The sequence below is a fragment of the Polaribacter sp. 11A2H genome, from assembly GCF_011379025.1.
In the GTDB taxonomy this organism is placed as follows: Bacteria; Bacteroidota; Bacteroidia; order Flavobacteriales; family Flavobacteriaceae; genus Polaribacter.
This window is the reverse complement of record NZ_WTLD01000018.1, coordinates 408-1,448: the sequence shown is the minus strand read 5'-3', so window position 1 is coordinate 1,448 and position 1,041 is coordinate 408. Positions and strand designations below refer to the sequence as shown.

At 36.2% G+C, this 1,041-nt stretch carries 1 pseudogene; it reads right to left on the bottom strand.

Features of this window, described 5'->3' with window-relative positions:
- Positions 1-1,041: pseudogene (locus GQS58_RS15895) on the bottom strand (hypothetical protein); the annotation flags it as partial.

Here is a 1,041-nt window from a genome sequence, read left to right as displayed (position 1 = left end):
CCATTAGTTCCACCTGAAACAAGGGCATCATAGATATCTGCTAAACCATCATTATCTACATCTACCATTGATGTTGGGTCTCCATCAGTTGGGTAATCTATTACACCATCTCCATTAGTATCTACACCACCAGCTTCTACAATATCTGCAATACCATCGTTGTCTCCATCTAAATCTAAATGATTAGGGATGCCGTCTCCGTCTGTATCATATACATCTGGAATACCATTTCCATCAGCATCTGTATAGTTTGTTGTGCTACTATCTCCGATATTACCATTGTCTGTGGTGTCTTTGTAGTTAGGAATACCATCTCCATCTTCATCACCATCTGGATTGTTTCCTGCGCTTTCTAAAATGTCTGGAATACCATCATTATCATCATCTAAATCTAGTGCATCTGCAATACCATCTTTATCTGTATCTTTTATATCTCTATAATCAAGATTACCGGTTGCAGGATTTGCAGGGTCAAAGTTATTATCTTCATCTTTAAAAGAGTTTTCTAAAGTAGTAAGGGTAGTAACTGTATTATTACCATTAGCTCCATCGTTTACCGTTGTTCCATTGGTACTAGCATCATTATTATCATCAAAAATATCAAATAATCCATCACCGTCAGTATCAATACCAGAAAGTACATTATGTGTTGTATCTCCATTTTCTGCAATATCTAAAATACCATCATTGTCTGAATCTGAATCTAAATAATCTGGAATAGTATCAATACTACTATCAGTATTTACCGGAATAATATATACACCTGTAACACCTGCACAATTTGTACCTGTACAGTCTGAGTCGTATTTATCATCAATACCATCTTTATCTGTATCTGCCATAGCGGTACCTTTGCCACTTGGTGCGATATAACCAGCGGTAGTTTGTCCTTCTATATTATCAGGAATACCGTCGTTATCTGAATCGATGTCTAAAAAGTTAGGTAATTTATCAGTATCGGCATCACCTTTTGTGTAAGTGTCTGCTATTCCATCAGTATTCGTATCTGTACCTGTTGTAATTAAAGCATTCGTAGAGTTG